Source organism: Streptomyces sp. NPDC046759 (genome assembly GCF_040645475.1).
Taxonomy (GTDB): Bacteria; Actinomycetota; Actinomycetes; order Streptomycetales; family Streptomycetaceae; genus Streptomyces.
This window is the reverse complement of the sequence record NZ_JBEYYJ010000009.1, coordinates 58,111-81,637: the sequence shown is the minus strand read 5'-3', so window position 1 is coordinate 81,637 and position 23,527 is coordinate 58,111. Positions and strand designations below refer to the sequence as shown.

22 protein-coding genes and 3 pseudogenes are annotated in these 23,527 nt (G+C 72.6%); 13 read left to right on the top strand and 12 right to left on the bottom strand.

Going from position 1 to position 23,527, the window contains the following annotated elements:
• Positions 1 to 158 precede the first annotated feature (158 nt).
• Together ABZ919_RS14740 and ABZ919_RS14735 are read right to left on the bottom strand one after the other, a co-directional pair.
• Positions 159 to 743: a DUF4865 family protein gene (locus ABZ919_RS14740; RefSeq protein WP_361247319.1), complete on the bottom strand. Its 585-nt coding sequence runs from the start codon at positions 741 to 743 to the stop codon at positions 159 to 161.
• A 42-nt stretch (positions 744 to 785) separates the two neighbouring features.
• Complete coding sequence (locus tag ABZ919_RS14735) at positions 786 to 1,361, bottom strand: TetR/AcrR family transcriptional regulator (RefSeq protein ID WP_361247317.1); 576 nt, start codon at positions 1,359 to 1,361, stop codon at positions 786 to 788.
• A gap of 231 nt (positions 1,362 to 1,592) precedes the next feature.
• On the opposite strand from ABZ919_RS14735, the gene ABZ919_RS14730 reads away from it, so the two are divergent.
• The 3 genes and pseudogenes from ABZ919_RS14730 to ABZ919_RS14720 form a co-directional block, all read left to right on the top strand.
• Entirely contained in the window at positions 1,593 to 1,886 is a 294-nt protein-coding gene (locus ABZ919_RS14730; protein WP_361247314.1) for an SHOCT domain-containing protein, read from the top strand.
• Positions 1,883 to 2,224 (top strand): annotated as a pseudogene (locus tag ABZ919_RS14725) (ATP-binding cassette domain-containing protein); the annotation flags it as partial. The gene ABZ919_RS14730 and the pseudogene ABZ919_RS14725, both read left to right, overlap by 4 nt.
• A gap of 37 nt (positions 2,225 to 2,261) precedes the next feature.
• Positions 2,262 to 2,546: pseudogene (locus tag ABZ919_RS14720) on the top strand (ABC transporter substrate-binding protein); the annotation flags it as partial.
• 167 nt (positions 2,547 to 2,713) lie between these two features.
• On the opposite strand, the gene ABZ919_RS14715 reads toward ABZ919_RS14720, so the two are convergent.
• Positions 2,714 to 3,373, bottom strand: coding sequence for an ATP-binding protein (locus ABZ919_RS14715; RefSeq protein WP_361247311.1), 660 nt, complete (start codon positions 3,371 to 3,373; stop codon positions 2,714 to 2,716).
• A gap of 283 nt (positions 3,374 to 3,656) precedes the next feature.
• The gene (locus tag ABZ919_RS14710) at positions 3,657 to 3,980 is read right to left on the bottom strand and encodes a hypothetical protein (RefSeq protein WP_361247309.1); all 324 of its coding nucleotides are present in this window, start codon (positions 3,978 to 3,980) and stop codon (positions 3,657 to 3,659) included.
• A gap of 515 nt (positions 3,981 to 4,495) precedes the next feature.
• On the opposite strand from ABZ919_RS14710, the gene ABZ919_RS14705 reads away from it, so the two are divergent.
• The 6 genes from ABZ919_RS14705 to ABZ919_RS14680 all read left to right on the top strand — a co-directional run bounded on the left by ABZ919_RS14705 (position 4,496) and on the right by ABZ919_RS14680 (position 9,797).
• Complete coding sequence (locus ABZ919_RS14705) at positions 4,496 to 5,620, top strand: PLP-dependent cysteine synthase family protein (RefSeq protein ID WP_361247306.1); 1,125 nt, start codon at positions 4,496 to 4,498, stop codon at positions 5,618 to 5,620.
• Positions 5,621 to 5,852: 232 nt separating this feature from the next.
• Positions 5,853 to 7,055: an ATP-binding protein gene (locus ABZ919_RS14700; protein ID WP_361247304.1), complete on the top strand. Its 1,203-nt coding sequence runs from the start codon at positions 5,853 to 5,855 to the stop codon at positions 7,053 to 7,055.
• On the top strand, positions 7,052 to 7,453 hold the full coding sequence (locus tag ABZ919_RS14695) for a roadblock/LC7 domain-containing protein (RefSeq protein WP_361247301.1): 402 nt from the start codon (positions 7,052 to 7,054) through the stop codon (positions 7,451 to 7,453). Before ABZ919_RS14700 ends, ABZ919_RS14695 begins: the two co-directional genes overlap by 4 nt.
• Positions 7,450 to 7,824: a DUF742 domain-containing protein gene (locus ABZ919_RS14690; protein WP_361247298.1), complete on the top strand. Its 375-nt coding sequence runs from the start codon at positions 7,450 to 7,452 to the stop codon at positions 7,822 to 7,824. Before ABZ919_RS14695 ends, ABZ919_RS14690 begins: the two co-directional genes overlap by 4 nt.
• Positions 7,799 to 8,401, top strand: a complete 603-nt coding sequence (locus ABZ919_RS14685) for an ATP/GTP-binding protein (RefSeq protein WP_361247296.1) — start codon at positions 7,799 to 7,801, stop codon at positions 8,399 to 8,401. Before ABZ919_RS14690 ends, ABZ919_RS14685 begins: the two co-directional genes overlap by 26 nt.
• Before the next feature lie 94 nt (positions 8,402 to 8,495).
• Positions 8,496 to 9,797, top strand: coding sequence for a cytochrome P450 (locus tag ABZ919_RS14680; protein ID WP_361247606.1), 1,302 nt, complete (start codon positions 8,496 to 8,498; stop codon positions 9,795 to 9,797).
• Positions 9,798 to 9,911: 114 nt separating this feature from the next.
• Here the strand turns inward: ABZ919_RS14680 and ABZ919_RS14675 are convergent, their stop codons facing one another.
• Together ABZ919_RS14675 and ABZ919_RS14670 are read right to left on the bottom strand one after the other, a co-directional pair.
• Positions 9,912 to 10,394, bottom strand: a complete 483-nt coding sequence (locus ABZ919_RS14675; RefSeq protein ID WP_361247293.1) for an SRPBCC family protein — start codon at positions 10,392 to 10,394, stop codon at positions 9,912 to 9,914.
• Between the two features lie 70 nt (positions 10,395 to 10,464).
• A complete protein-coding gene (locus ABZ919_RS14670) occupies positions 10,465 to 11,298 on the bottom strand; it encodes a DeoR/GlpR family DNA-binding transcription regulator (protein WP_361247290.1) in 834 nt (277 codons plus the stop codon).
• 693 nt (positions 11,299 to 11,991) lie between these two features.
• Between ABZ919_RS14670 and ABZ919_RS14665 the strand changes: the two are divergent.
• Positions 11,992 to 13,075 (top strand): annotated as a pseudogene (locus tag ABZ919_RS14665) (hypothetical protein); the annotation flags it as partial.
• A 105-nt stretch (positions 13,076 to 13,180) separates the two neighbouring features.
• Here ABZ919_RS14665 and ABZ919_RS14660 read toward each other — a convergent pair.
• The 4 genes from ABZ919_RS14660 to ABZ919_RS14645 form a co-directional block, all read right to left on the bottom strand.
• Complete coding sequence (locus ABZ919_RS14660; RefSeq protein WP_361247287.1) at positions 13,181 to 15,619, bottom strand: right-handed parallel beta-helix repeat-containing protein; 2,439 nt, start codon at positions 15,617 to 15,619, stop codon at positions 13,181 to 13,183.
• Positions 15,620 to 15,850: 231 nt separating this feature from the next.
• A complete protein-coding gene (locus ABZ919_RS14655; protein ID WP_361247286.1) occupies positions 15,851 to 16,456 on the bottom strand; it encodes a hypothetical protein in 606 nt (201 codons plus the stop codon).
• Between the two features lie 188 nt (positions 16,457 to 16,644).
• Complete coding sequence (locus tag ABZ919_RS14650) at positions 16,645 to 17,469, bottom strand: MOSC N-terminal beta barrel domain-containing protein (RefSeq protein WP_361247284.1); 825 nt, start codon at positions 17,467 to 17,469, stop codon at positions 16,645 to 16,647.
• Positions 17,470 to 17,512: 43 nt separating this feature from the next.
• A complete protein-coding gene (locus ABZ919_RS14645; RefSeq protein ID WP_361247281.1) occupies positions 17,513 to 17,944 on the bottom strand; it encodes a DUF6643 family protein in 432 nt (143 codons plus the stop codon).
• Positions 17,945 to 18,237: 293 nt separating this feature from the next.
• Between ABZ919_RS14645 and ABZ919_RS14640 the strand changes: the two genes are divergently transcribed.
• Entirely contained in the window at positions 18,238 to 19,617 is a 1,380-nt protein-coding gene (locus ABZ919_RS14640) for a TerD family protein (RefSeq protein ID WP_361247605.1), read from the top strand.
• Positions 19,618 to 19,623: 6 nt separating this feature from the next.
• On the opposite strand, the gene ABZ919_RS14635 is transcribed toward ABZ919_RS14640, so the two are convergent.
• The gene (locus ABZ919_RS14635; RefSeq protein WP_361247603.1) at positions 19,624 to 20,787 is read right to left on the bottom strand and encodes a glycosyltransferase; all 1,164 of its coding nucleotides are present in this window, start codon (positions 20,785 to 20,787) and stop codon (positions 19,624 to 19,626) included.
• Positions 20,788 to 20,856: 69 nt separating this feature from the next.
• Here ABZ919_RS14635 and ABZ919_RS14630 point away from each other — a divergent pair, with 69 nt between their 5' ends.
• Positions 20,857 to 21,642: an aspartate/glutamate racemase family protein gene (locus ABZ919_RS14630; protein ID WP_361247278.1), complete on the top strand. Its 786-nt coding sequence runs from the start codon at positions 20,857 to 20,859 to the stop codon at positions 21,640 to 21,642.
• A gap of 105 nt (positions 21,643 to 21,747) precedes the next feature.
• Entirely contained in the window at positions 21,748 to 22,293 is a 546-nt protein-coding gene (locus ABZ919_RS14625; protein WP_361247277.1) for a hypothetical protein, read from the top strand.
• Between the two features lie 70 nt (positions 22,294 to 22,363).
• Here the strand turns inward: ABZ919_RS14625 and ABZ919_RS14620 are convergent, their stop codons facing one another.
• Positions 22,364 to 23,332, bottom strand: coding sequence for an O-antigen polymerase (locus ABZ919_RS14620; protein ID WP_361247602.1), 969 nt, complete (start codon positions 23,330 to 23,332; stop codon positions 22,364 to 22,366).
• Between the last annotated feature and the right edge of the window lie 195 nt (positions 23,333 to 23,527).

Genomic DNA, 23,527 nt, shown 5'->3' with positions numbered 1-23,527 from the left:
GCAGGAACCGCGCGAAGGAACGTCGTAGCGGCGTCACAACCGAGGGTAACGGAACCGGGTCCACGCTGCCCGCCCGCGGGCCCAGGAGTCCATGGTGACGGAGTCGCGGGTGGCGGACCCGGCCGGAGTGCGCCTGGCGCGCACCGGCTCCCAGGGGGCTACCACTGTGGCCCCCGCGGGAGCCGGTCCAGGCCGGGTGCGGACAGGTGCAGCACCTGGAACAGGTCCCCGTCGGCCTTGGGCGTGTCGTGTTCCCAGAGCGAGAAGTGGACCAGCTCCCATGCGCGCGTGTCCACAGCCGCCGCCGCGAGCACCGCACCGTCCTGCGCCGCCAGCCGCCCGGTCCCGGCCGCCGCGTCCGCCATGAACGCGGCCAACTCCACGCCCTCCGGAACGGGTTGACGCCGGCGCACGGCGAACGCGGGCGCGGCACCGGTGGCGGTGCCCTCCTCGAACGCCAGGCCGGTCCACTGCCGGACCACCGGCCGCCCGAAGTCGTCGACGGGTCCCTGGAAGGCTCCGCCCCACAGGAAGCCGTTCATGCCCTCCATGGTGTTCCAGAGGTAGAACGGCCCGTACTGGTTCACCGGCGAGCCGTGCACCCCGCGCTCGCGCAGCAGGTACGTCTTGATGCCGAGACCCTCCCAGTCGTCCAGCAGATGGCCGACACGGGCCACGCGGGAGCGGATGACACCCATGTCGTAATCCGCGGGCAGGGAGAACTCGTACTGCATGGCGTGCATGGCCGGATCCTTTCCCGCACCCCCGGGTGCGGCGCCGGTGACTCAGTCGTCCTGTACGGCAGTTCGCGGAGCGAGCAGGGAGAGCAGGCCGCGGACCCCGGTGTCGAAGGCGGCGGGGGAGCCGGCGGCCCGGGCGAGGACATACCCGCCCTGCACGGTCGCGAGGACGGCCGCGGCGATCTCCTCACCGTCCAGTGAGGGCGCGAACTGCCCCTGCTGCTTTCCCTCTTCGACGATTCCGGCGATGCGCTCCCGGATCCACGCGATCGTCTCGTCCACCGGCGCGCGCAACTCGTCATCGGCGATCACGTCCGGGTCCATGGTCAGCCGGCCCAGCGGGCATCCGCGCAGCACATCACGCTCACGCAGCAGATACGCCTCGATGCGCCGGTACGGCGTGCCGGGCCCGCCGAGGACCCGTTCGGCGTCGGCGCGCAGCTCCTCGGCGGTCCGCCGGATCGCCGCCAGCGCGAGGTCCGGCTTGCCCTTGAAGTGGTGGTACATGCTGCCCTGGCCCGCGCCCGCGCGCTCCAGGATCGCCTTGGGGCTGGTGCCCACGTACCCGCGCTCCCACAGCAGCTCACGGGTGGACTCGATCAGTCGCTCCGGTGTGCTCACCCCAGCACTGTACCTACCAGTAGGTACAGAGCGCCAGTCCCCGTAGGGCTCCGCGGGCACCTCGGGAGCTCCGCGCGGAGCAGTCCGCCGCCCGTGCCGTACTCCCCGGGAGGTACCCGCACCGCCGCCGGCCGCACGACGACCCGGACCCCCTGCCGACGGGAGTCTCGTGACGTCCCCGAAGACCGACGACCACGACACCGAATCGCACGACGAGGGAGATGACCCGACATGCAGACACCGGCCGACTGGGGCGGCGGCGGACCCGGCCCCTGGATCCTGCTCTTCCCGCTGATCTGGGCCGCCGCGGTGATCGGCGCCGTCACCCTCCTGCGCCGCACCGCGTGGCGCGGCCCTGGCGGACCGTGGCGGCCCGTGGACGCCGGGCGCACGGCGGCTGACTCGCCGCTCGCGGTGCTCGGCCGCCGCTTCGCCTCCGGCGAGATCGACGAAGAGGAGTACTGGCGGCGGCTCAGCGTTCTGGAGGAGCACTTCGGCCGCACCGGCAAGAGGGGCGTGGCATGACCTCGGCGACCGCACCGCGAGCCGCGGCCCGCGTAGTGGGCGCGGTGAAGGTCTACGGCGGTGGCGACACCGCCGTACGAGCCCTGGACGGCGTCGACGTCTCCTTCCCCGCCGGACGCTTCACCGCGATCATGGGCCCCTCGGGCTCCGGCAAGTCCACCCTCATGCACTGCGCGGCCGGCCTCGACACGCTCACCTCCGGCGCCGCCCACATCGGCGACACCGAACTGGGCGCGCTGGACGACCGGGTCCTGACGCTGCTGCGCCGCGACCGGATCGGCTTCGTCTTCCAGGCGTTCAACCTGGTACCGACGCTGACCGTCGCGGAGAACATCACCGGGTCCTGGACCGCATGAAGGCCTTCGAGGTGCGGTCGTGAACGCGTCGCTCCGGCTCGGCCTCACCTCCCCGCGCGCGCACCGGCGCCGGTTCGCGGGCACCTTCTTCGCTGTGTTCCTCGGTGTCGCCTTCCTGACCGGCACCCTCGTCATGGGCGACACGCTGCGCGCGAGCTTCGACACCCTGTTCAACGAGGCCACCAGCGGCACCGATGCCGTCGCACGCGGCGCCGACGCCCTCACCACACCGGGCCAGGCCCAGGGCGTACGACAGCCGGTCGACCCCTCGTTGGTGAGGACCATCGAGGGGGTTCCCGGTGTGGGCGGGATGCGGCTCGCCGGTGCCGGCAGGGCGCCACTGCGCATCCGGCGGCACCGCAGCTCCCCGACGGGCGCGGGGAATTGCGCGACCAGCCCACACACCCGCATGCCGACCCGGCGCGACCGGGAGGAATTCCCGCCCGCGCCGGAGGCGATGTCACCGCCCGGTCAGCCGGGAACGGCCGACCGGGCGGGAGCCTGGAGACCGGGGCCGGTGGTCATGGGTGCCGCGCTTGCCACCGGGGCCACCCCGACGGGGACTTCGGCACCGCGCGCGACCCCGCTGCCGACGGGCACCACGGGCACCACGGGCACCACGGGCACCTGGGCCGGCGTGCCGACGCGGACGGGCTCCGGTGCCGGCCGTACCTCCGCCACGCGGCGCGGCGCAGTGGCCGGATGGGGCCGTACCACCGCAGGGGCCGTCAGAGTGAACCAGACGACCTTGCCGTTCTCGCCGTCCGGCCGGGCGCCCCAGCTCTCGCTGACCGCCGCCACCATCGCCAGCCCCCGCCCGCAGGTGGCGAGCGGCGTGGCGTCGGGCGAGTGCGCGGCGTCGTGCAGCACCGGAAGGCGTGGATCGTTGTCGCGCACCGAGACCGTGAGCCGGTCCGGCTCCAGCTCCAGCTCGACCTTGCACGACTTGTCGGGCCTGGCATGCCGGTGGACGTTGCTGAGCAGCTCCGTCACACCGAGCGCGGCCCGGTCTATCAACGCGTCCATGTGCCAGTAGCGCAACTGTGCAGATACGATTCTGCGGACCTGGCCGATCCGCGACGGCAGGGCTTGGAGCTCCACCGTGCAGTGCCTGCTTGGGTGACTGATCACGGCTGCGACTCCCCGATGTAGAGGTCCGAAGGGACCGGAAGAACACGGAGAACAACGGATCCAGCAGGGTGCTTGCGTCCAAACGTCCGCCTGCTGTCATGGCCGGCGGGCTGGTTCGCAGCGTTATCGCCGGTAAACCCAGAGTGACGTGAGACCAGCGTGACGCAGCGGAGGCGGTACCGCAACTCGCCGCGACGTACCGCTGCTCGGAGTATCGACCGGTGCGTTCCGATGCCGGCGGCCCCGCGCCGGTCGGTCGCCGCGGCCGGTGGCCCCGGTCCGGTCAGTCGCCGCGGCCGGCGGCCCGGCGCACCGCCTCGATGAACCGGCGTGCCGCGGGCGGCCCGGGCTCGCCCGGAGCGGGGTCCTGCTCGCCCAGCGTCAGCAGGTACCGCTTGCCGTTCAGGTCGGCCAACGCCTTGTCGTGCGGCCCGAACAGCGGCCTGGACGCGCGCACCGCCTGGACCGGGGCGCTGTCGATCTCGCTGCCGTAGCTGGTGAGCAACTCGAGCCTGCCGTCGTTGATCCGCACCTGCCCGGCGCGGGTGAGCGAACGCAGCCGCTTGCCGATCCGCACGCCCGTGGCCGTGAACTCCGGCTCCGCCATCCTTCGCCGCCCCCTTGCGCGTGTGTTTCCGCGATCCAGTGTGCGCCCCCTCAGGGCCCGTCCGACGATTCCCGTCCGCCCCGCGGCACCTGGTACGCACGCTCGCCGCGTTGCCGAACCGCCCGCGTGGCTCCTCCCCCGCTCGACCTCGCTCGAGCGGGGGCACCCCCATCGAGGACGCTCCGGCGCCTTGCGACCGCACGCACGGGACGCTGTGGGGCCCGCCCTCCGGGCGGACGACGGGAATCGTCGGACAGGACCTGGGGACGATCGTCCCGTCGCGTGCAGTCTGCCCCCATGCGGCCGGGAGCACCAGTACGCGCGAGGCGTGTGCGGAAGCCGCCCGGAGCACTCCCGCCAATGCGCCCCCGGCCGCCTCGCACGCCTGTGCCCCAGGGGGGCTTTGGGTGGCTGAAAGATGCGTTTATGCAGGTGGGAAGCGGTGCGAAAGATGCCTATGCTCGAAGTGCCGGACGCGCGAGGCGTCGCCGGAGCCCAGCGTAAGGAGCACCGCCGTGAGCACCACCCATCCGACCCGGACCGGCGCGACCCTCGATGTCGACCGCAGTGACGCCGCCTACCGCGACTGGCTGAAAGAGGCCGTCCGCAAGGTCCAGGCCGACGCCAACCGCTCGGCGGACACGCATCTGCTGCGCTTCCCCCTTCCCGAGCAGTGGGGCATCGACCTCTACCTGAAGGACGAGTCGACGCACCCCACCGGCAGCCTCAAGCACCGCCTCGCCCGCTCCCTCTTCCTCTACGGCCTCTGCAATGGCTGGATCCGTCCCGGCCGTCCGGTCATCGAGGCGTCCAGCGGCTCGACCGCCGTCTCCGAGGCCTATTTCGCCAAGCTGATCGGCGTGCCCTTCATCGCGGTCATGCCGCGCACGACCAGCGCCGAGAAGTGCCGTCTCATCGAGTTCCACGGCGGCCGGTGTCACTTCGTGGACGACTCCCGGAAGATGTACCAGGAGTCCGCCCGTCTGGCGGTGGAGACCGGTGGACACTACATGGACCAGTTCACCTACGCCGAGCGCGCCACCGACTGGCGCGGCAACAACAACATCGCCGAATCGATCTTCCGCCAGCTGGAGTTGGAGCGGTTCCCGGAGCCGGCCTGGATCGTCGCGACCGCCGGCACCGGCGGCACGTCCGCGACGCTCGCGCGCTACGTCCACTACATGCAGTACGACACCCGCATCTGCGTGGCCGACCCGGAGAACTCCTGCTTCTTCGAGGGCTGGACCACCGGCGATCCGGACGTCACGTGCGAGTGCGGCTCCCGGATCGAGGGCATCGGCCGGCCGCGCATGGAGCCGAGCTTCGTGCCCGGCGCGATCGACCGGATGATGAAGGTCCCGGACGCGGCCAGCGTCGCCGCCGTGCGCGCCCTGGAGCGGGCCATCGGCCGCAAGGCGGGCGGCTCCACGGGCACCGGGCTGTGGAGCGCGCTGAAGATCGTCTCCGAGATGGTGGCCCAGGGCCGCCGGGGCAGCGTCGTCACACTGCTGTGCGACCCGGGAGACCGTTACCTCGACAAGTACTACTCCGACGCCTGGCTCGCCGAGCAGGGTCTGGACATCGCGCCGTACGCGACGGCGATCGACTCGCTCCTGGCGACGGGCGTGTGGCCGGACTGAGCCGTTGCGGGCTGCGCGGCAGCCGGTGCCCGACGCGTGGGTGACGGGCTTGTGAGGGTTTGGTGACGTCTCAATTGCAGCTGTGCACAAGCTGGTTGGGTCTGTGTGACTGGTAAGATCATCCTACTTTTCAGTGGGCTGATGGCGTGTCAAGAACGCGTCCGGGGGGACAGTCTCACAGGCACCATCGCGCTCGCACGCTCTTGGCGCGATGCGACTTGAAGAGAGTCTCATGACGTCATTGACCCAGGATCCACTGCTGTGGATCTTGCTGGTGGTGCTCATCGCTGCGGTCGCCGCGGTGATGCGGGCCCGGAGAACCAACATGGCGCTCCGAAGAACGAGAAAGGATCTGGAGACAGCACTCGGTGAGGCGCGCGGCGAGATCGGCCGGCTTCACACGCACGTCGCCGGGCTGAGCGCACAGCATCAGCGCGACCTCGCCGACGTACGGGGGGACGCGGAGGCGGCGACCAAGGCGGTGCTGAAGTCCGCGATGGGCACGCTCCAGTCGCTCGCCGAGGAACAGCAGGTCCTCCTGGACGACCTGCTGAAGAAGTACGGCGACACCACGGACGTGCTGGCCGACCTGATGACGGTCGACCACACCGGCAGCCAGTTCGGACGCCGCGCCAAGGGCATCTCCGTACTGTGCGGCGGATGGCTGGGCAGGCGCGAGGGCGCCGCCACCGTCTACGACGTCGCCCGCAGCGCCCAGGGCAGGATCAAGGACTTCAAGCGGGTCGGCGTCCACTCCCAGGTCAACGTCTCGCTGGTCGGCAAGGCCGTCGAGCCGGTGGCCGTGGTGCTGGCCGAACTGCTGGACAACGCGACGAACTACAGCGCGCCCGGGACGCCGGTCGAGGTCAACATCCAGACCGTACCGACCGGTGTGTGCTTCATCGTGGACGATGCCGGCCTGGGCATGGACCAGGAGACCAAGGACCGGGCGGCGGCGCTGCTGTCCGTCGACGGTCCCGTCGACATCACCGGTCTCGGCGATCCGCCGCGGTTCGGCTTCGCCGTGTGCGGCATGCTCGCCGCCCGCTACGGCTTCGCCGTGTCCGTCGGCTCCGTGTCCCCCTACGGCGGAGTGCGTGCAGTGATTCGTGTGCCCGAAAGTCTTCTCGCGGCCGACGCCCCTCCCCCCGCGGCCGGTGCGCCGGACGACGCGGTGGCGGAGGCGGCCCCCCAGCGACTGGCGCCGGTCCCGGTCGTGGGCCCCTCGCACGTGGTGGGGACGACCTCGGGAGGTCTGCCCAAACGCCGCCGGCGCAGCGGCCCCGTCACAGTGGTCCCGGCCCCCGACACCGCAGACCGGGAGGGAAAGCCCGAGCCGGTCAGCGAGGTGACGGCGTCGCGGCTCGGGGCTTTCGCGCGCGGAACCCACCTCGGGCGGACCACGAACACCACGGAAGGACCTGACAAGCAGTGAAGATCGACCTGTCCTGGGTGCTGAACGACGTGCTCGAGGTACGCGGAGCCCGGCATGCGATCCTCGTCTCGGGAGACGGCCTGCTGCTGCAGCGCTCGGACGACATCGGACGCGACGATGCCGAGACGAACGCCGCCGCGATGAGCTCGATGCAGTCGCTGAGCCGCGCCGTCGCAGGGTTCGTGGGAGCGGGACACGGAATCTGGAAGCAGACGCTGCTCGAGTACGACGACGGCTGGATCTTCCTGATCGCCGCCGGCCAGGGTTCGTATCTCGCCGTCTCGGCCGCGCTGGACGTCGACATGGAGGCCATGTCGTTCCGCATGCAGAAGACGGTGGCGGGCCTGAGCAAGGCGATGAGCGTGGCGCCCCGGTCGGACAACGGTGCCGGCGTATGACGACGCCCGGTGAGGAAGCGTCCGTCACCAGCGACTTCGTCCGCTCCTACGTCATCACCGGCGGCCGCAGCCTGCCCGCCTCGGGCGACCTCGCGCTGCACACCCTGGTCACCCTGGCCCCCGAGCGGACCCCTCCGCTGGGGGCCGGCCCCGAGGTGATGGCGATCTGGACGCTGTGCGCGGGCGGCTACCTGTCGGTCGCCGAAGTGGCCGGTCACGTGGGACTGCCGGTGGGGGTGGCGCGGCTGCTGCTGAGCGATTTATTCGAGCAGGGCCACCTGCTGCGCCGCGCAGAGCCGCCCCGGGCTCAGAACGTTGACAGAGCGACCCTCGAGAAGGTTCTGCATGGACTCCAATCCCTCATCGGCTGAGACCGCCCCTGGATCCATCTACGTCTCCAGCGCGGTGACCAACGCTGCCAAGATCCTCGTCGTCGGGCACTTCGCGGTGGGCAAGACGACCTTCATCGGCTCGCTGTCCGAGATCACCCCGCTGCGGACCGAGGAGAAGATGACGCAGGCGTCGCTCCACGTGGACGACCTCAGGGGCGTGGCGGACAAGCGCACCACCACCGTGGCCCTGGACTTCGGCCGGCTGACCCTCAGCGACGAGCTCGTGCTGTACCTGTTCGGCACCCCCGGACAGCAGCGCTTCATGCAGCTGTGGGAGGACATGGCCCGCGGTGCGCTGGGGGCCCTCCTCCTGGTCGACCCCGCCCGGCTGGAGGAGACCTTCCCCGTCATCGACCTCGTCGAGGGGTACGGCCTCGAGTACGCCATCGCGGTCAACGGCTTCGACGCGGGCCGGGCGTACGAGGAGGCGGAGGTGCGCGAGGCGCTGGACCTGCTCCCGGACACCCCCGTCGTCTACTGCGACGCCCGCGACCGGCAGTCCTCCGCCCACGCGCTGATCGCGCTCGTGCGTCACCTGCTCGCCCGAGCCGCCTGACACCCCCATTCCCCCGGACCTCCGGCCCGGAGCCAGCAGAAGGAACCCCATGGACCGTCAGTCAGCCCCCGCCCCCGCCGGGGCCAGATGCCCCATGCACGACGCGGCGTTCGCCGCGGACCCCCACCATCTCTACGACCGGCTGCGCGCCCACGGTCCGGCCGGACCGGTCGAACTCGCCCCCGGCGTCGACGCCACCCTGGTCGTCGGCCACGAGATGGCGCTGCGCGTCCTGCAGAACACCACGCTCTTCGCCCGCGACTCGCGCCGCTGGAAGGCGCTGAACGAAGGGCGGATCGCGCTGGACAACCCGGTGCTGCCGATGATGGCGTACCGGCCCAACTGCCTGTTCACCGACGGCGCCGTGCACCTGAGGCTGCGCAAGGCCGTCACGGACAGCCTCGCCCGGCTCAACATCACCCGGGTCCGCCGCGACGTCGAGCCCATCGCCGACTACCTCATCGACCAGTTCAGCGAGCGGGGCCGCGCCGACCTCCTCAACGACTACGCCAAGCTGCTCCCGCTGCTGCTGTTCAACAAGCTCTTCGGCTGCCCCGCGGACATCGGGGACAGCCTCACCAGCGCCATGTCGGCGATGTTCGACGGCAACGACGCCCAGCGCGCCAGCGAGGACATCAACTCCTGTCTCATGGAACTGGTCGCCCTCAAGCGGCGCCGGCCCGACGACGACGTCACCTCCTGGCTGATCCAGCACCCGGCGGGACTGACCGACGAGGAGCTCAGGGACCAGCTGATCATTCTGATGGGCGCCGGCGTGGAACCCGAGCGCAACCTCATCTGCAACGCCCTGCTCCTGCTGCTGTCGCCCGGCACCAGCGGACGCGACTCCGGGCTGCTGATCGAGGAGGCGATCGATCACGTGCTGTGGAACCAGACCCCGATCGCCAACTACGCCACCCACTACCCGGTCCAGGACGTGGACCTCGGGGGAGTCGTGGCGGAGGCCAACACGCCGGTCGTCATCAGCTTCGCCGCGGCCAACAGCGATCCCGCGCTGGCCGAGGCCGGCCGGAACCACGGCAAGGGCGCCCACCTGGCCTGGGGAGCCGGCCCGCACGCGTGTCCGGCCAAGGACCCGGCGCAGGTCATCGCCGTCACGGCCATCGAGAAGATCCTCAACGCCTTGCCCGATCTGACTCTGGCCGCCCCCGAGAAGGACCTTCAGTGGCGGCCGGGCCCGTTCCACCGGGCCCTGGTGGCCCTGCCCGTGGCCTTCAGTCCGACACCGGCCACCCGCATGGCCTCCGCGCTGCCCAGCCGCACCGTTCCCGCGGCGGCGGAGCATCCGCTTCCGACGGCGCCGACCGCCACCCGCCAGGAACCGGCCAGGAAGAAGGGCTTCTGGAGCACCTTCCTCGACCTGTTCCGGGTGTGATGCATGTGATGCCCGCGATGCATGTGATGCGCTGCAGATGACGGGAGCGGCGCCACCGGGCTCGTGACGAGGGAGGGGAAAGGGCATACGCGGTGTCGCCACCGCCGGGAGCCCTCACTTCCCTCCTTCGTCGCCCAGGTGCCGGTCCAAGGACGTCACCGCGTCGCGGAAGGCCCGCCCCACTCCCGCCCGGGCCAGCCCGAGAACGAACCGGAACGCCGCCGTCCCGTCCGCGGCGAAGGTCCACTGCACCTGCGTGCCCGTGCCACGAGGAGCGAGACGCCACTCCTCGACCAGGGCACGGGCGCCCGGTGCGTTGGTGGTGTCGACGCGGTAGGCGTACACCTCCGGCTCCTTCGCCACGAGCACCGTCTCCTCGAACCGCGTCCCGCCCCTGAGCCGGATCTCACGCCCGGCGCCACCGTCGGTGGCCCGGGCGAGCGTCACCGCGGAGAACCACTGGGTCCAGCTGGGCACGTCCTCGGCGAGCGCCCCGAAGACCAGATCGGGGGAGGCTGAGACCTCCCGCGCGAAGACCAGGCGCACGGGCGCGGTCGCGACGAAGCCGATGTCCACCGGACGCAGACGACGAGCCATGGACCTCTACCCCCTTGTGGCACTCCCGCGGTGCGGTCGAGCGGGCGGGGTCACCATAGCTGACGGACCGTCAGATGTCTGCGCCGTCTTCGTCGCCGGGCTCGCCCGCCACCACGACCCGCAGGTGCTCGGAGATCTCCGCACGCGCCTCGGCGGGCAGGCCCGCATCGGTCACCAGCGTGTCCACCTGCTCCAGCGCGGCGAAGGAACTCAGGCCCACCGTGCCCCACTTGGTGTGGTCGGCGACCACCACGACCCGGCGCGCGGAGTGCACCAGCCGCCGGTTCGTCTCCGCCTCCGCCAGGTTCGGCGTGGACAGACCGGCCTCCGCCGATATGCCGTGCACACCGAGGAAGAGCAGGTCGAAGTGGAGGGCCGCGATCGCCTGGTCGGCCACCGGTCCCACCAGCGAGTCCGACGGGGTGCGCACACCACCGGTCAGCACCACGGTGGCCGCGCCCTGCCGCTGGCCCGAGGTGCGCTGCGCCGCGTGGAAGACGTCGGCCACCCGCACCGAGTTCGTCACGACGGTCAGGTCCGGCACTTCCAGGAGCTGTTGCGCGAGCGCGTAGGTCGTCGTACCGCCGGACAGCGCGATCGCCGTGCCCGGGGTCACCAGCTTGGCGGCGGCACGCGCGATGTCCTCCTTGGCGGTCAGCTCCAGCCCCGACTTGGCCTCGAAACCGGGTTCGTGGGTGCTGGCCTCCACCACGGGCACCGCACCGCCGTGCACCTTCTCCAGCACGCCCTGGCGGGCGAGGGCGTCCAGGTCGCGGCGTACGGTCATGTCCGACACGCCGAGCTTGCGGGTCAGTTCGTTGACCCGCACACCGCCCCGGCGCCGGACCTCGTCCACGATCAGGGCGCGGCGCTGCTCCGCGAGGAGGTTCTGATTCTCGCTCACGTACGCTCCGGTCCTTTCGCCGCCATCCGTCCGACACGCCCGGCGCAGCGCCTCCGACCAGGAGGTTCCGTCCGGCCGGAGATGCGCGGGCGTCCCATCTTTTCACGGGTGGGCGTCGGTTGCGCCACCACCTGTCACGACGCGCTCATGCCACACCGGCCCGGTCCTGCCCGCCGCCGGCACACGGATCGGGGAGATTCCGTACCGGGAGGTGTGCGCCGCCTGCGCGAGCGGAGATCCTGAAGCCCGCATCGGCACAGTCCTCGGGCGCGTCACGGGGGTGCGAGAACAGTGGACCGCGCGCAGGAACGCCCTGACGGGCGACAGCGAGACGTCGTGGTGGGACCGCGGACCGGTGGGCCGAAGGGGCCGGCCGACCCAGAGAAGGCCACGGCGGGCGAGGCGACCCGGTCCGAGAGCGATCGGACGGCCGACCTCGCACCGGTGCCCGGTCAGGCGGACGCAGCCCCTGGCCCCGACCTCCCGCCGCCGGGACCACCGGCTCGGCCGGAGACCGGGCGCGAGAGCGGGGGCGCCGGACCTCGGACCAGTCCTACGGGGGTCGGGCACACCGGACCACGGAACGCTCAGAGGGCCGGGACCGCCGGACGACCGGAGGGCCGCAGGGGCGGGGATACCGAACCGTCGGGCGGTGGGAGGGGTGGGGTTGTCGGGCCGTCGGACGGCGGCAGTGGGCTGATGTGCGGCGGAGTCGCGCAGCGCGTCGCCGACTGGCTGGACGGCACCCGGGCCATGCTGCCCGGGCCGCCGGTCCTGCTGACCTGGCAGGCGTCCACGATCCCGGCGGTCCTCGCGGTCCTGCTGCTCCTCGGCGCCCGGCTCGGAGCCGGCACCGCCCAGCTGGCCCGCGCGGAACGCGACCGGATCCGCCACGAGCATCCCGGCGAACCCGAGCACCCCGGCCGTACCAGCGCCATCGCCCACGCCCGCGCGATGGCCACCCTCACCGACCGGGCACCCCTCGTCGTCGCCGTCCTCACTGTCACCACCCTGGTGCTCGGTGCCGTGGCGCCGGCCGGCGCGCTGGCCACCGGCAGGAGGCCCGACGGAGCCGCCCACCGGACCCACGACGCCGTACAGGCCGTCGCCGCGACCTCGCAGGCGCTGGTCTCCTGGCTGGTGGACCTCGGCTCGGTGCTCTTCGTCACCTGGGGCAGACGCGCCTGCAAGGACGCCTCGGCACGGCGCACGATCGGCATCCTCTGGGGACGTCGGCACCTTGTGGCCGCGCGCCGCCCACCCCTTCGCACCGCCGTGCTACGCCGAGCGCGCGGTGTCCGATCTGACCTGGCGCATGGCCACCTGGACCCATCGCACCGGAGGCCGGCTGGTCCTCTCCGGCCATTCCCAGGGCAGTGTCCTGGCCGCGGCGGTCGCCTGGCAGCTCCCCCCGTCCGTCCGGGGCAGGATCGCGCTGCTGACCTACGGCTCCCCGCTGGAACGCCTGTACGGCCGCTGGTTCCCGGCCCACTTCGGACCGCCCGCCCTCGCCGCACCTGCACCGCGAGGTCGTCTGCTGGAGCAACCTCTACCGCCGCACGGACCCCATCGGCGGCCCCGTCCGCGTCCCCGACGACGGCACGCCGGAAGTCGACCACGCCCTTGCCGGACCCGTCGGCTTACGGCCGCACGCCCGGGCATCCCCTTCGGGCGCCCCTCCTCGGCCACTCCGACTACCAGGCGGAGCCAGCCTTCGCCCGTGCACGGGCCCGCCTTGCTCAGCCGTCTGCGCCCGGCCCTGCCCGGACCCCGACCGGGAGCCCGACCGTCCGGGCGGGGGGCGGCGCAGCACCAGGCCAGCGCCGCGTCCAGGTCGTATGCCGGAGACGAGTGCGGGCCGGGCCCGTGTCCGGCCCGGTGCTCAGGGCATCTCGGGCAGGTCCTGAGCGAACAGCAGGGTCAGATCGTCGGTGCTGGGGTCCGCCAGGTGCGCGACACGGCTCGCGTGCCGTTCCACCATCGCCTCGAACGTCTGCCGGGCGGTGCGGCCGTTGCCGAACGCCGGGCCCTTCGGGATGGCCGTGAAGTACTTCAGCAGCGCCTCGGACGCGCCCGGCGCCAGCCGGTACTCGTGCTCGTCGGCCTGCTGCTCCACGATCCTCAGCAGCTCCTCGGGGCCGTAGTCGCCGAAGGTGATGGTGCGGGAGAAACGGGAGGCGACTCCGGGGTTGACCGAGAGGAAGCGCTCCATCTCCGCCGTGTAACCGGCGACGATCACCACCACCGCGTCCCGGTGGTCCTCCATCAGCTTCACCAGCGTGTCGATGGCCTCCTTGCCGAAGTCACGCCCGGCGTCCTCCGGCGACAGCGCGTAGGCCTCGTCGATGAACAGCACACCGCCGCGCGCCTTCTCGAAGGCCTCCTGGGTGCGGATCGCGGTGGAACCGATGTGTTCGCCCACCAGGTCGACCCGGGACACCTCCACCAGGTGTCCCTTCTCCAGCACACCGAGCGAGGCGAGGATCTCGCCGTAGAGCCGGGCGACCGTCGTCTTGCCGGTGCCGGGGGAGCCGGTGAAGACCAGATGCCGCTTGACCGAGGCCGCCTTCAGACCGGCCCGCTGCCGGCGCCGCCCGACCTCGATCATGTCGGTCAGCGCCCGCACCTCCCGCTTGACGCTCTCCAGGCCCACCAGCGCGTCGAGTTCCCCGAGCACGTCCTTCGACGTCCGCACCGGCTTCTCCGGCTCGGCGGCGGCGATCAGCGGCTCCTGCTCGGTGCTGCGCTGCCCGGGGATCGAGCCGAGCAGGCCGGGGGAGTGCGTCGTCGTCTGTACGGCGGTCTCGCGGAGCGCGGGCGGCCGCATGCCCCCGCTCTCGTCGCTGGTGCAGTTCTCGACGACCGGACCCGTCCCGGACGCGGCGTCCGGGCCCGCGTCGGCGAACTCGTAACCGCCTCGCGCGCAGCGCTCCGTACGGCACCTGCGCAGCGTCGCACGACAGCCGTCTATCACATGGAAGCCGTAGCCGCCGCTGCCGGTGACCCGGCAGTCCAGAAAGCTGCCGCGGCCGCCGGCCGAGACGTAGAAACCGGCCTCTGCGGGGGAGTCGACCGTGCAGCGTTCGATGGTCGGATCGGCGCCTTTGGTGACGATGACGCCGGTCTGCGTGCCGTCCAGGGTGCAGTTGTTCAATGTGCCGCCGCTGCCGTGGTCGCGGAACCACGCGCCGGTCGCCGCCTCCCGGATGCGGCAGTCGTCGAGCTGCGCGGTCGCCCCGTCGCTCACCGACACCGCCGTGTTGCGCACCTGGGACAGATCGCTGTCCACGACGTCCGCGCGCGAACCGCGGTCCAGCACGAACAGGGCGTCCGGCACGTCGTGCACCCGGCAGGAGTCGAGGACGGCGGTGGCGCCGTCGCTGACCCACACCGCCGGATAGTCACCGGTGCTGTCGAAGATCTCGCACTGGTTGGCGTCCACCCGGGTCCCCGGGTCCCACACCGACAGGCCGTTGCGCCCGAACTGACGGACCGTCGTCCGGGTGAGCGTCAGTACCGAACGGGAGCGCAGGTCGACGGCGTTCTCCGGGATGTCGTGGATGCGGCAGTCGGCGAGCGTGAGCACGGCGTCCGTGTCCAGGGTGACCCCGTCGGCGGTGGTGCGGTGCACGTCGCAGTCGGTCAGGTGTGCCGTCGCCCGCTGGGTGACCTGCACCCCGGAGCCGCGGACCTCGTAGATCTCGCAACCCACCGCCTCCAGCGCGGAGTTCTCGCCGGTCGCGGTCATCCCGGTGCCCGAGGCATGGTGCACCCGGCAGCGCTCCAGACGCGGATGCGCACCGCCGCGGACGGCCACACCCGCCTGACCGGCCGCGACGACCTCGCACTCCTCGAACACGCCGCTCCCGCCGTCGAGTACGGCGATGCCGATGCCGGCCGGGTTGTCGACGGTGCAGCGGCGCACGGTCGGCCGGGCACCGCCGCGCACCTCGATCCCCGCGGCGGACCGGGTCACGATCCGCACGTCCATCAGCTCCGGAGTGCCCTCCTCGATCAGCAGCGCGGGCGCCGCCACGTCCTGGCCCTCCACATGCAGGTCCTGCACCACGGCCGAGGCGCGCACGGTGAGGGGCACACCGTCGACGGGCGCGATCCGCACGGAGCCGGGGGACCCGTCGGGGCCACGGAGCGTCACCGCCCGCTGGACCACGAGGTTTTCCCGGTAGGTGCCCGGGGCGATGGTGAGGACGTCACCGTCGGTGGCGGCCTCCAGGGCGGCGGCGAGCGATGCGTACTCGCCCGTGCGGCGCCGCCACCGCGACGTACCGGTGTGCGTCACCTGGACCGTGCCCTGTGCCATGGCGTTGCCGTGCCCCCACCTCGTCGTACTGATGGTTCGCTCCCGCAGGGGACTTCACGCCGGTGCCACGACCGCGACCGTGCTCAGCCCTGGGGCTGGTGCGCGTTCGCGCTTCCGGAAACCTGCGCGCGCCCCTGCGGTTCGATCACCCGCGGGTTGTCGCCGAAATCGCTTCGGCCGGTCCACCGTAGCGTGTGCGTGCACGGTGGGTTGACCAGAGCCGGAAGGCCGTCAGCTGCCGGTGCCCGCCTTGCCCCAGTCCGGGCCCGCACGGTCCCAGGCCCGGTCCCAGCATGCGTACCGTCTGCGGATCATGCGCCACACGGTCAGCCGTCTGCCGCCTTCGACCAGGCCCGCCACCAGCAGCGCGGCGCCGATCCCGGCGAGCACCGCGTGTGTCGTGGCGGTGGGGGAGTCCAGCGGGCGGGTCGTTATTCGGCCGCGCGGGTCCGTCCAGAGCCTGAAGTGGTCGCCCGCGTGCGGGGACTTGAGGGCGGTCAGGGCGGGGCCGTGCTCCTGGGTGCCGTCCGGCGCCGCCCAGTTCGCGAGGACGCGGCTGCGGGTCTCGCGCGTCGTCGTGGTGTCGGGGTCGGTCTCCAGCGGGGCCTCGCCGAGGCCACGCACCACCGTCGCGGTCACGAGGTGGCGCGTGTGGTGCTGTGCACGCACGGACCGCTGCAGTGAGTCCTGGGCGGCGGCGCCGACCAGGCAGCCGGCCACGGGCGCGGCCAGGGCGATCAGCGCCAGCGCCACGAGGGCCACCCAAGCCTCGGCCAGATCGGTCGCGCGGCGCAGCGGATTGTGCCGCCAGCGCCACAGGCCACTGACTGCCTGCATGCCCTCACCCCCCTTCGGCTCCGTCATAGCCACCTGCGCGGGCGCACATCCGCGACCCCGCGCAAGAGAGAGCGACATCACTTCCACCGCGGTCGGCCACGAGCGAGGCGTCTCACGGATCCCTCATGTCCTCCCAACGACCGGGACCCCCCACCGGTTCCCCCCGACTGCCGAGCCGCCGGCGCGCGTCACTCCATTACACGGACCGGGTCCCCGACTCTGATCGTGCCGGTGGAGAGGGGAACGAGGTTCTGGCCGAAGAGCAGCTTCGAGCCGGCCTTGCGGTGGCGCGCCAGGGTGAGCAGGGGCTCGCGGCCGGGCAGGGCGGTGTGCTGGTCGACGGTGGTGACGACGCAGCGTCCGCTGGCCTTCGCCACGCGGAAGACCACTTCTCCCATGGAGATCCGCGACCAGTGGTCCTCCGCCCAGGCCTCGGTGCCGGCGACGACCACGTTGGGCCGGAAGCGGTTCATGGGCAGCGGGCCCTCGTCGGCGTGAGTGCCCTCGGCGATCAGGGAGTTCAGGGCGTCGAGGGAGGCCGCCGTGGTGACGAGCAGCGGATAGCCGTCGGCGAAGCTCACCGTCTCGCCGGGCAGGGCGTAGGCGGGATCGACCGGGCGGCGGGTGGCCGGATCGTCCATGTGGACCAGGCGGACGTCCGCCCGCAGATAGGCGCTGCACCAGGCGTGCGCGGCCGGGGCTGCCGGGACCGCCTCGACCTTCGTGCCGAAGATGTTCACCGGCACGGTCGCGGCCGGCTCGGGCACGGACACCGCCAGCGGCCCCTGGCCGGGCGCGGACAGACGAAGGCCGCCGCCGGCCAAGGGCTCGGCGGCGGCCAGCGCGAGGCGCGGCTGTTCGCGCTGTGTGACGACCTTTCCCCCGGTGTCGATCAGCGCCCAGCGGCGGTCTCCGGCCAGGCCCCAGGGCTCCACCTCGGCCTCCCGGGGCGCATGGCCCCGGAACGCCTTGACCGGATGAACGTGGATCGACTCCACCTCGGCGATTCCCATGCCGTCATCGTGCCAGCAGGCAGTGACAGCAAGGGGACGCCGGTCAGTAGCCCCGGTACTGCTGGTTGTTGTACGGGTCCTGGTACGGAGCCGGCGCGGGCCGTGGTGCGGCGGGGCGCATGGCCTCGTAACCCGTGCCCATCGGGCGCTGCTGCTGCGGTGCCTGCGGGCCGGGGTACCCCCGCGGGGCGGTCGCCTGCTGCGGGATGTACGCCGCGGGCGCCTGTTGCAGCGGCGCGGGCTGCTGCATCTGCGGGTAGCCGTAGGCGGGGGCCTGCGGGGCGGGGGCCGCCGGGAGGGCGGGCAGTGCCGACGGCAGGGCGGGAAGGCTGCTGCCCATGTCGTAGGCGGCGGGGACCCGGATCGGGGCGATCTGCGGGGTGCCCCGCTCGGCGACGAGCGAGTCGTAGATCGGGGTGTCCGGGAAGGAGGCGGAGTAGTAGCCGCCACCATAAGTGGAGCGGGGGGAGGTCATGGCACATAAGTTAAGCCCACGATGTGCTCGTTGGGGAGACCGATAAGAGGGTTGTTTTCTGTGTCGGCGGTGACCCTGGATCCCCAATCCGAGCGAACATGGCAAAAAAGGACGCCGGTCCGCGTTTTAATCGTGTAAAGGGCGAGTTCCTGCGGGGTTACCGGCGGTTGACCGGCGATCTTCCGGCGCCACGCAAAGGGGTCCGCCGTGCCCGCGAACACGGAGTGCGGGCAGGGATGATCTGGACGACCGGGGGTGCCCGGAAACCGACACGGATGGGGGCGGACATGTCAATGCCGAAGGGGTCGAACACACCGGTGCCGGCCACGGCCCTGCGGGTCGAACTGGGCTGGCGCCGCGGACCCGGCGTCCCCGACGCGGACGCCTCGGCGCTCCTGCTCGCCGAGGGCAAGATCCGCTCCGACGACGACTTCGTCTTCTACAACCAGCCCGCCCATCCCTCCGGCGCGGTGCGCCACGAGGGCAAGCGGGCGACCGGCGCTGAGATCACCGACACCCTCGCCGTCGACCTCGCGCGCGTGGAGGGCGCGATCGAGCGGATCGTCCTCGCCGCCTCCGCCGACGGCGGGGCCTTCGGACAGGTACCCGGCCTGTACGTCGAGGTGACCGACGCCGTGAGCGGCCAGGTGGTCGCCCGGTTCGACAGCACCGGCGCCACCGTGGAGACGGCCTTCGTGCTCGGCGAGTTCTACCGCCGCCAGGGCGGCTGGAAGTTCCGTGCCGTCGGCCAGGGCTACAGCAGCGGACTGGAGGGCCTGGCAACGGACTTCGGCATCACCGTCGACGAACCCCAGCACTCCGCACCGCCCGCCGCGCAGGCCCGGCTGACACCGCCGACGCCTCCCGCGGCGCCTCCCGCTCCACCGTCCCGGGCCGTGCCGTCCGTGCCCGCGCCCCCTCCCGCTCCACCGTCCCGGGCCGTGCCGTCCGTGCCCGCGGCCGCACCCGCACCACCGCCCCCGGCCATGCCGCCCGCGCCCGGGTCCACTGCCGCGGCCCCTCCCGCCCCGGCACCCCAGCCGGTGCGCCTGTCCAAGGTCACCCTCACGAAGGCGGCGCCCTCCGTCTCGCTCGCCAAGCAGGGCGGCACCTCCGGGGCCATGCGGGTCAACCTCAACTGGCAGACGATGAAACACCTTTCCGGCTGGGGCGGCCGATGGGGCGGCGGACGGGGAGAGCTCGACCTCGACCTGTGCGCCCTGTACGAACTGGCCGACGGCCGCAAAGGGGTCGTCCAGGCCCTCGGCAACGCCTTCGGATCGCTGCACCGGCCGCCGTACATCCACCTCGACGGCGACGACCGCACCGGTGCCACGGCGAGCGGTGAGAACCTCACCATCAACCTCGACCACAGGCTGGACTTCCGGCGCATCCTCGTCTTCGTCACCATCTACGAAGGCGCGAGCTCCTTCGCCGACCTGCACGCCACCGTCACCCTCCAGCCGGAGCACGGCGCCCCGGTCGACTTCTCGCTCGACGAGTGCACCGTGCCGTCCACGGTGTGCGCGCTGGCCCTGATCACCAACACGGGCGGCGACCTCGTCGTGCAGCGCGAGGCACGGTATCTGGTGCCGGAGCGCGGAGTCAGTCCGCAGCGGACCGTAGACCGCGCCTACGGATGGGGGATGAACTGGACGCCTGGCCGCAAGTGACCGCGCTCAGCCCTCGTCGGTCACGGCTCCGGGACGCGCGTACGTGCGGCCCTTCCAGGCCGCCCCGCGACCCCGGTAGTGCTGCACGGCCGAGTCGACCGTCATCAGCAGGTACAGCGACGCGGTGAACGGCAGCAGCGGAGCGAGCCACAGCGGCTGCCGGTAGTAGCGCAGCATCGGCACGTACGTCCCCGCCATCACCGCCCACGCCAGCGCGCCGACAGTCGCCGTCGCCGTACCACCGCCCGCCGCTCCCGCGACCACCGCGGCGGGCGGCACCAGGTACACGAGCGCCAGTCCCGCGACGGTACCGAGGAGCAGCAGCGGGTTGTGCCGCAACTGGGCATAGGCGCTGCGCGAGACCATCCGCCACAGGTCGTGCAGCCGCGGATACGGCCGCACGCTGTCCACCCGGTCGGCCAGCCCCAGCCAGACGTGTCCGCCGGAGCCCTTCACCGCGCGCGCGAGCGCCACGTCGTCGATGACGGCGTGGCGGATGCAGTCCGGGATCCGCGCCGTGTCCGCCGTCGCCGCGCGCAGCAGGACGCAGCCGCCCGCCGCCGCGGCCGTGCGTGAACCCCTGCGGCCGATCCACCGGAAGGGATACAACTGAGCGAAGAAGTACACGAACGCCGGGACCACCAGGCGCTCCCACACGCTCTCGACCCGCAGCCGCGCCATCTGCGACACGACGTCGAAGCCCCCGGCCCCGGCCGCCGCCACCAGCGTGCGCAGGCTGTCCGGTGCGTGCGCGATGTCCGCGTCCGTCAGCAGCAGGAACTCGGGCGCACGCGCGCGTGCCAGGCCGATGCCGTGCCGCACCGCCCACAGCTTGCCCGTCCAGCCCGCGGCAGGCTCACCCGGTGAGGCCACGGTCAGCGGCAGCCCGCCGTGCCGCCGGGACAGCTCGCGGGCCAGTTCGCCGGTGCCGTCGGTGCTTCCGTCGTCCACCAGGAAGACCTCGGCCCGCCCCGGATAGTCCTGGGCCAGCAGCGACGGCAGACTCGCGGGCAGCACCGCGGCCTCGTCGCGGGCCGGTACGACCACACAGACGGACGGCCATGGGTCCGGTTCCCGGCTCGGCGGCAGCCGGACGTCCGTGCGCCAGAAGAAGCCCTGGCACAGCAGCAGCCAGCACCAGGCGGCCAGCGATACGACGGTGATCCACATCAGGGCGTCCACGCCCGCAGTCTGCCCCACCCGGCCGGGCGCCAAGGCCCCATCGTCTATCGTGGCCGGGTGAAGATCGCGCTCATGGACTCCGGAATCGGCCTGCTCCCCGCCGCCGCCGCGGTACGGCGGCTGCGGCCCGACGCGGATCTCGTGCTCTCCTGGGACCCCGACGGGATGCCCTGGGGGCCGCGCACGCCCGAGGACATCACCCAGCGGGCCCTCGCCGTGGCCGAGGCGGCCGCCGCCCATGAGCCCGACGTCCTGATCGTCGCCTGCAACACCGCCTCGGTGCACTCCCTGCCGGTGATGCGGGCCCGTTTCGAGCCCGATCTGCCGATCATCGGTACCGTCCCGGCGATCAAGCCGGCCGCGGCGGGCGGCGGGCACGTCGCGATCTGGGCGACCCCCGCCACCACCGGAAGCGCCTATCAGCGCAACCTGATCGAGCAGTTCGCCGCCGGTGTGGCCGTCACCGAGGTGCCCTGCCCGGGCCTCGCGGACGCGGTGCACCATGCCGACCGGAGCGCGATCGACGCCGCGATCGCCTCGGCCGCGGCGCGCACCCCCGAGGACGTGACCACGGTCGTCCTGGGCTGCACCAACTACGAGCTGGTCGCCGAGTCCATCCGGGCAGCCGTCCAGCGGCCGGGCCGTCCGCCGCTCGCCCTGCACGGCTCCGCGGGTGCGGTGGCCGCCCAGGCCCTGCGCAGGATCGGCGCGGAGCCGGATCCGGCAGCCGTCGCCGACACGACGCTCAGGGTGTTGCTCAGCGGTCGCGAGGCCACCCTCCCGGACACGGCGCTGTCCTACCAGGAAGGCCGCTTCCTGCAGGCGGTCAGCACCGTCCGCTGACCGCTCGGCGACCGCGGACCGCACACCGGACCGCCTGACCCACCCGGGGCAGTCACCCTGGGCGACGCCCTGCCCGCGCAGCGAAACCTGAGTAACCTCATAAATATGAGGGACCAGCCCCACGCCGACGACAGCGCGCACCCCGACGTCTGGACCGGGCGGGCGAGGAACCGGATGCAGTGGCTGCTTGCACTGGTCGGCGCCGCCTGCATGGCCCTCGGCATCGAGCTGGCCGTGGACTCGGCGTGGACCTCCGGCATCGCCCCGCTGGCGATGTCCGTCGTGGGCTGCATCGCCGCCGGTCTGCTGGTCCTGTTCGGCACGCTCGCGTTCGTGCACGTCGACCTCAAACTCGACGAGGAGTGCCTCGAGGTGCGCTGCGGCCACATCGGGCTGCCACGCCGTCGTATCCCGCTGTCCCACGTGGCGGGCGCCGAGTTCGCCGCCCTCGTCACGCCCCGGCAGTGGGGCGGCTGGGGCTACCGCTGGCGTCCCGAGAAGGGCACGGCCGTCGTCGTACGCCGGGGCGAGGGCATCGTGCTGCGCCTGTGGGACGGACACACCTTCACGATCACGGTGGACAACGCGGAGTCCGCGGTACGGGTCATCCGGGCCCGCCTGCGGACTATCAAGCCGGGTCCGGCCCGCTGAAATCCCGCGCCGCGCGCCGGCGCACGCCACGCCGTCGGCGCTGCGCCCCGGCGCACGCCGCTACCACCGCTCAGAGCCGGGGCTCCGCGCCGTCGCGCGCCCACGGCCGCGCCGTCGCCCAACCGGCCAGCAGCGCCGCCCCCACCGTCACCGTGGTGAAGCTGAGCGCGTCGCTCACCGTGGCGAACACGGCCAGCGCCGTCAGGGCGGCGCCGGCGGTCAGGGCGACCGGGGTGGAACGGGGAGAGCGCCAGAGCGCGTGCAGTACCCAGCAGAACGCGGCGGCACACAGGAACACCCCGACGAGCCCCTGCTCCGCCCCGACCTGGAGCAGGGCAGAGTGCGGCCTGGCGTCGGCGGACAGCGTCTGCTGCGAGCCAGCCAGTTCGCCGAACCGTCCTGGACCGACCCCGAGCCCCCGGTTGCGGCGCGCCAGGCGAAGGGCGTCCTGCCACAACGTGACCCGGTGCGCCGTGAGCCGGCCTTCGAGCACCCCGGCGAGGCCGCCCGGCAGCACTCGCGCGGCGAGAGCCCAGGCCGTTCCGGCCGCCAAGGCGGCGGGGAGGAGCAGGCCCAGCAGGTACGGCCCCCGGCGGGAGGCGGAGCCCGCGGCGAGCGAACACAGCAGTACGGCGGCACTCGCCACGCAACCGGCCGACGACCCCAGCGCGGCCCCGGTCAGCACGATCCCGGCGGCCAGCGCCCGCAGCACCAGGCGCAGCTCGGGCACGGACGTCGCCCAGGCGGCACAGCACGCCGCTCCCGTGGCGAGCGTCAGCACCGCGGCCGTGCCACCGGCATGGCCGAGCGGCGCGGCGTACCGGGGACCGGCGGAGAGGGCGGGCAGGGCCACGGCCAGCGTGACTCCGGCCGCCGCGCCGACGCACGGCGCGGCCACCGGCAGCAGGGCGCCGGAGACCCGGCCGACGGCATGACCGGCGGCCACCGCGAGCACCGCGAGCAGCACGCCCTCGGGCCGTCCGTCGTGCGCCGCCGCGGTGATCAGCGACCAGCCGGCACAGGCGCCCAGAAGGATCAGGCCCGCCCCGTCCGAAACGTTTCGCCTGACGTCGGCCGCGCCCGCCTCCACCCCGGCCGCGGACCTCGTTCCCGTCGACCCCACTGCTGCCCCTCGTCCCCGTCCCCGACCCCTGCCCCAGGCCACGGCCGGGCACGACACCGGATTCGGCCGCACTGCCGAGGCTGGGCACACCGTAGCCGCTGATGACCGGTT